The organism is Eubacterium sp. An11 (assembly GCF_002161065.1).
In the GTDB taxonomy this organism is placed as follows: Bacteria; Bacillota; Clostridia; order Lachnospirales; family Lachnospiraceae; genus Anaerobutyricum; species Anaerobutyricum faecale.
In genome coordinates, this window is the sequence record NZ_NFLV01000060.1 from 1 (window position 1) to 4,522 (window position 4,522).

6 protein-coding genes are annotated in these 4,522 nt (G+C 38.8%); 5 read left to right on the forward strand and 1 reads right to left on the reverse strand.

Annotated features, from left to right (window positions below; translation table 11 throughout):
- Positions 1-472: 472 nt before the first annotated feature.
- From B5E53_RS18305 to B5E53_RS18320, 5 genes are all read left to right on the forward strand, one after another.
- Positions 473-1,201: a hypothetical protein gene (locus B5E53_RS18305; RefSeq protein WP_087317564.1), complete on the forward strand. Its 729-nt coding sequence runs from the start codon at positions 473-475 to the stop codon at positions 1,199-1,201.
- Between the two features lie 302 nt (positions 1,202-1,503).
- On the forward strand, positions 1,504-1,758 hold the full coding sequence (locus tag B5E53_RS18310; RefSeq protein WP_087317565.1) for a hypothetical protein: 255 nt from the start codon (positions 1,504-1,506) through the stop codon (positions 1,756-1,758).
- Positions 1,759-1,810: 52 nt separating this feature from the next.
- Complete coding sequence (locus tag B5E53_RS19405) at positions 1,811-2,053, forward strand: hypothetical protein (protein ID WP_162611975.1); 243 nt, start codon at positions 1,811-1,813, stop codon at positions 2,051-2,053.
- A 58-nt stretch (positions 2,054-2,111) separates the two neighbouring features.
- Positions 2,112-2,822, forward strand: a complete 711-nt coding sequence (locus tag B5E53_RS18315; protein ID WP_087317566.1) for a hypothetical protein — start codon at positions 2,112-2,114, stop codon at positions 2,820-2,822.
- A 290-nt stretch (positions 2,823-3,112) separates the two neighbouring features.
- Positions 3,113-3,880, forward strand: a complete 768-nt coding sequence (locus B5E53_RS18320; RefSeq protein WP_087317568.1) for a DeoR/GlpR family DNA-binding transcription regulator — start codon at positions 3,113-3,115, stop codon at positions 3,878-3,880.
- Positions 3,881-3,928: 48 nt separating this feature from the next.
- On the opposite strand, the gene B5E53_RS18325 is transcribed toward B5E53_RS18320, so the two are convergent.
- Positions 3,929-4,291: a PadR family transcriptional regulator gene (locus tag B5E53_RS18325; RefSeq protein ID WP_087317570.1), complete on the reverse strand. Its 363-nt coding sequence runs from the start codon at positions 4,289-4,291 to the stop codon at positions 3,929-3,931.
- Positions 4,292-4,522: the final 231 nt, after the last annotated feature.

A 4,522-nucleotide genomic window follows, 5' to 3' on the forward strand; every position in this document is an offset into this window, starting at 1 on the left:
TACTCCTGCAATGGCGTCTGCAGGTTTTTGATATATTGTCTCTCCTTTTTTCCATAGATAGGAAATAGCTTTTTTACTGATTTTAAATATTTTTGGGTAATATCTTTCACACTGCTTCCTCTTTCGCAAATTTTTTCATTTATAGCTAATTTGGATATAGTATCTGAGAATTACTAATCATTCCTGCTTCATCTAAGCAAAACATACTTAAATTTTCAATTATATTATCCTCTTTTGTTTATTATAACCAATTAAAATTAGATTTCAATATATTTGATTCAAATATATATTGACATATTTATAATTATAATATATGATGATTGTATCAAATACTTGCTTGTTACTTTTTATCACTAAATCAACAAATGGGAGGGGTGCCTATGATTGAAATAAATTTATAATATATTAATCCAAAAATTATTCTTTATTAGCACTAAAAGATATTTTATTTATTGTAAGAAGGGGTAATATAATGAATATAAAGAAAAATATAATAAGTCTATTTATGTCGGTAATTATCATCGCCTGTTGTTCTAATTCTCTGAATGCAGCAACTATCAATAAGGCAACTGCAAATTTGCAAATAAGCAATACCACGCTTTTGCAAAATGCCAAATTATTGCAAAAAGATGGTGCAAGTACATATTATTTATTAAATGATAGGATTATAAAAACGGTGGTCAAACTGGCTAATGAAGAAACTATAAAGTCAGAAGGTAATATTTATAACAAAGAGGCTGATGTTAACGTCACATTATATGAATCAAAAAAATTACAGTTATCTGAAATTAAACGGTTAACATCCTCTAAATCTGCACTAAATAAATCTGATTCCGCAATGAATAAATCTGGAAATATAAAAGCAAAATTAAAAGTAAAGTATACATGGACTACAATAAAAAATAAAGAACTTTTAAGATTAATCTCCGCCACCTCTAGTTATAAAAAAATTATCCAAGGAGAAGGAGTAGTTCCTCAAAAGAGTAAATTATATTGGCGCGCAGATGGAACAATTTACACAAATAATGTGGCCGGAAAAAGAGGTACTTTAGGAAAGACTACGAATTATTCAAAACCAACTTTTAGTAATGTTACATTGATGCCTTCGACCAAAAAAATTGATCCTGTTACGGCAGGAGTAGAGTACACATTATATTGTACAAGAGGTGTTACAATAAAAGTCAATATTCCATTTGTGTAATAAGTTTTTTGTATTGAATATTGAAAACTAAAGATAATTTAATCAATATAACATTCACTATACTGATTGTTTGTATATAATGCATTTTTCACTGCCAGAGCAGATTTCCATCAAAATAGTCATATCCAGTCCATACAGAATTCTTAACTGCATCCTGCTCTGGCACACATAATTAAACTTACATCAACAACCCCCTTATGGGAACCTTCATGTTTTTTGATATCATGCGATATAATTTTAACATAACCAGACTATCTTTCTAATAAATATTACTTATATTTACCAGTTTGAAAGGAGAACATATGATTACTTTTTTTAACTCGGAAACAGTCTATCTAGGAGATGATATAAAGAAATTTAATTTTATTAGGGAATATTTAGATTTTAAAAAAATAAAATATAAAATTAAAATTTATAATGTTTCTAACAGATGGGATGGCAGGAGTACCGTGAAAAGTATCGTTGGAAATATAAAAGGAGCAAATAAATACGAAATTATAGTACATAGAAAAGATTTTAAAAAAATAAATTTTAATCATCTATCAAAATGTAATTAATTACATTTGCAAAAGAAGGCTTTAATGAAGAAAAAAATAATTACGCCATTGTTTGCCTTGTGTTTATTTACTTTGCGGCTGCTCCAAAGAGAGTTCTGACACTACCGATTTCTCCCATACGGTTTCTGATTCACAAAGCCAACAGGAAGAAACATCATCTGAAAATAAAACTAAAAATATTATTTTAGATATTCCGTCAACCGCAGATTTTCTATATCATTGCAGCACCGTTGAAAAACTGAAAGATCATTCTGACTTGATAGTAAAAGCCACCGTGACTTCTGCTGGTGCCTAGGTCGATGAATCAGCAACAGTTGGAACGGAATATATACTGGAAGTGGATAAGTGTTATCTTGGTCAAACAAAACGACAATATTACTGTGGATAATCTGGGTGAAACCATTTTAACATCAAAGTATTTTGGGAAGCAGGAAAAAGCACCGAATGAGCTGCCTGCTCCCGCTGCTGCCGGTCCGGAAAAACCGGCTTACATGCAGCATATCCGGGAGCACCGGGAACAGTATGACGTCACCTGTATCCCATGGGATAAGAAGCTCACTTTTACCCTGCACATCGCACCGGAATCCCTGGAAGTGGGAAAGGTTCTGTACGAAGATGATTATGGCACGATCTCAGTGGACGACCTCTCTTTGGATAACGACCAGTGGCGAATCTATTTTGATTTCACCGGCAAGGGAGATGCCAACACATTTACTCTTCTTTCTCTTGATGCGGATGATAATTACCCAACCACCATCGAAAAAGTTGCCGGGACTTCATCTTCTTCCAGCGGCGCTGCCGCTATAGAGGATCTCACAGAAGAAGAACTGTCCGATGACTGGCGGGTGAAGATCAGTTATCCTTATGCCGGCACTACTTCCCAACATGAAGAGTATTGGAACTCAGAGGATTTGCTTCCGGACGGAGAGCGCATCGGCTACAATATTTTCTACAGCGGCGATGAGATGGACGCCGCCGAAGAAGCCGGCGGCATCGATGTCACATTTACTATGAAAGGGTTGAAACGTCTGACCTGGAAGGCCAGAGCTTCCGCTTCATGTTAATTTCGCATAAATTTCCCGTGCATATTCCCGCAGCGCAACACCGCGGGAATTTCCATATTTTCTATTATGATGTTTTAAGATACAGAAGCATATGTACGCAGGGAGGGGAGTCATCTCCTGTCTCTGTTTTTTTGTTTTCAGAAATATTTTTAAATTTTTTCAGAAAATGTGTCACACTTTGCCGTCTAAAATGGTTTATTATATAGTACTACATTTTCGGTTTTTCATGATATGATGATACAGGAGATAAACAGTCAGAATAATTATCACAAAATGAACGGAGGTCAATTGTGTTAAGCGCAGACAGACAAAGAATTATTTTAGATCAGCTATATGAGAAGGGTTCCGTCAAAGTATCTGAATTAAGCCGGGAACTGGGCGTCCATGAAGAGACCATCCGCCGGGATTTAAAGGCTCTGGCTCAGAAATGGGATATCGACATCGTTTACGGCGGCGCCGTTCTGAAGCATCAGATCACCACTCCGGCAGTGCCGGAGATCAACATGCAGGTCAAGCGCAGCAAAAACTACGAAGAAAAACAGCTGGTAGCCAAAAAAGCCGCCGCCCTCATCGAACCCGGCGAGACCATCGGCTTAAACTCCGGCAGCACTGTCGAGTACATTCTTGACTATCTTGAGGACAAAGCGCCCTTAAATATCGTTACCTTAAATGTACATATCGCTTCCAAGGCGCTGCTTCTTCCCGGCGTGGACGTTTACATTCCCGGCGGTAAACTCCGCTCCAAATCCGGTTCCGTCACCGGCGCCGAGGCGGCGGACTTCATCCGCTCCTTCACCATTGACAAATGTTTCTGCGGCGTTTCCGCCGTCAATTTGAGCAAAAGCATCTGCCACCCGAACTTCGAGGAAATCGCCGGCAACAAGGCCATGGTCACCGCCTCCCGGCAGCGCTACATCGTCTCCGATTCCAGCAAGATGAACCAGAACGCCCCTTTCAAGATGATCGACCTCTCCGATGTGGGCGGCTTCATCGTGGACACTCATTTTCCTGAAGAATATCGGGAATATATGGAAATGCACGGAATCGCCGTCATATGACGCTCCGCCAGACGGCACTGATAAAAAACATATCGAAAATTCGGCGGCTCACTTATGAGCCGCCGCCCGGCCATCCTCCACATGATTGGCAGACAAAACCTTCCGTACCCCTTCCTGCACTTTAAAATAATCGTTAAGAAGTGAGTCCAGATACTCGTCCCCCGCCGGCTCCAGATGATAGTAGACCCTCATCAGGCGCTTGCCGGCCGGCTTCTTATAATCGCTCACATATCCCTTATCCGACAGTTTATAAAGAATCGGGTACAACGCCCCTTCTGTCACAGTGATGGCTCCGCCGGACTGCTCCTTGATCTTCTGGGTAATCTGATACCCGTAACAGTCTTCCACGCGGAGAATCGATAATAGTAATAATTCTATTGTTCCTTTTTTAAATGAATTTTTATTTGCCATGTTTTCTTCCCTTCCGTCCTTTACTTTATAGCATCAATTTGGGAAAAATCAATATTTTTTTATTACAGGCAATCCCGCCAGAATTCCTATACCATAATTTTTCTCCGGGTGAAATGCAGATTCCCAACCTGAACCACATCCGGGCTGACAGAAACATAGCAACAAGATATGGAACAATCATGACAATTTACCGGAAGCACTGCAATGAAGGGTGACGGTTTTGGTCTTACT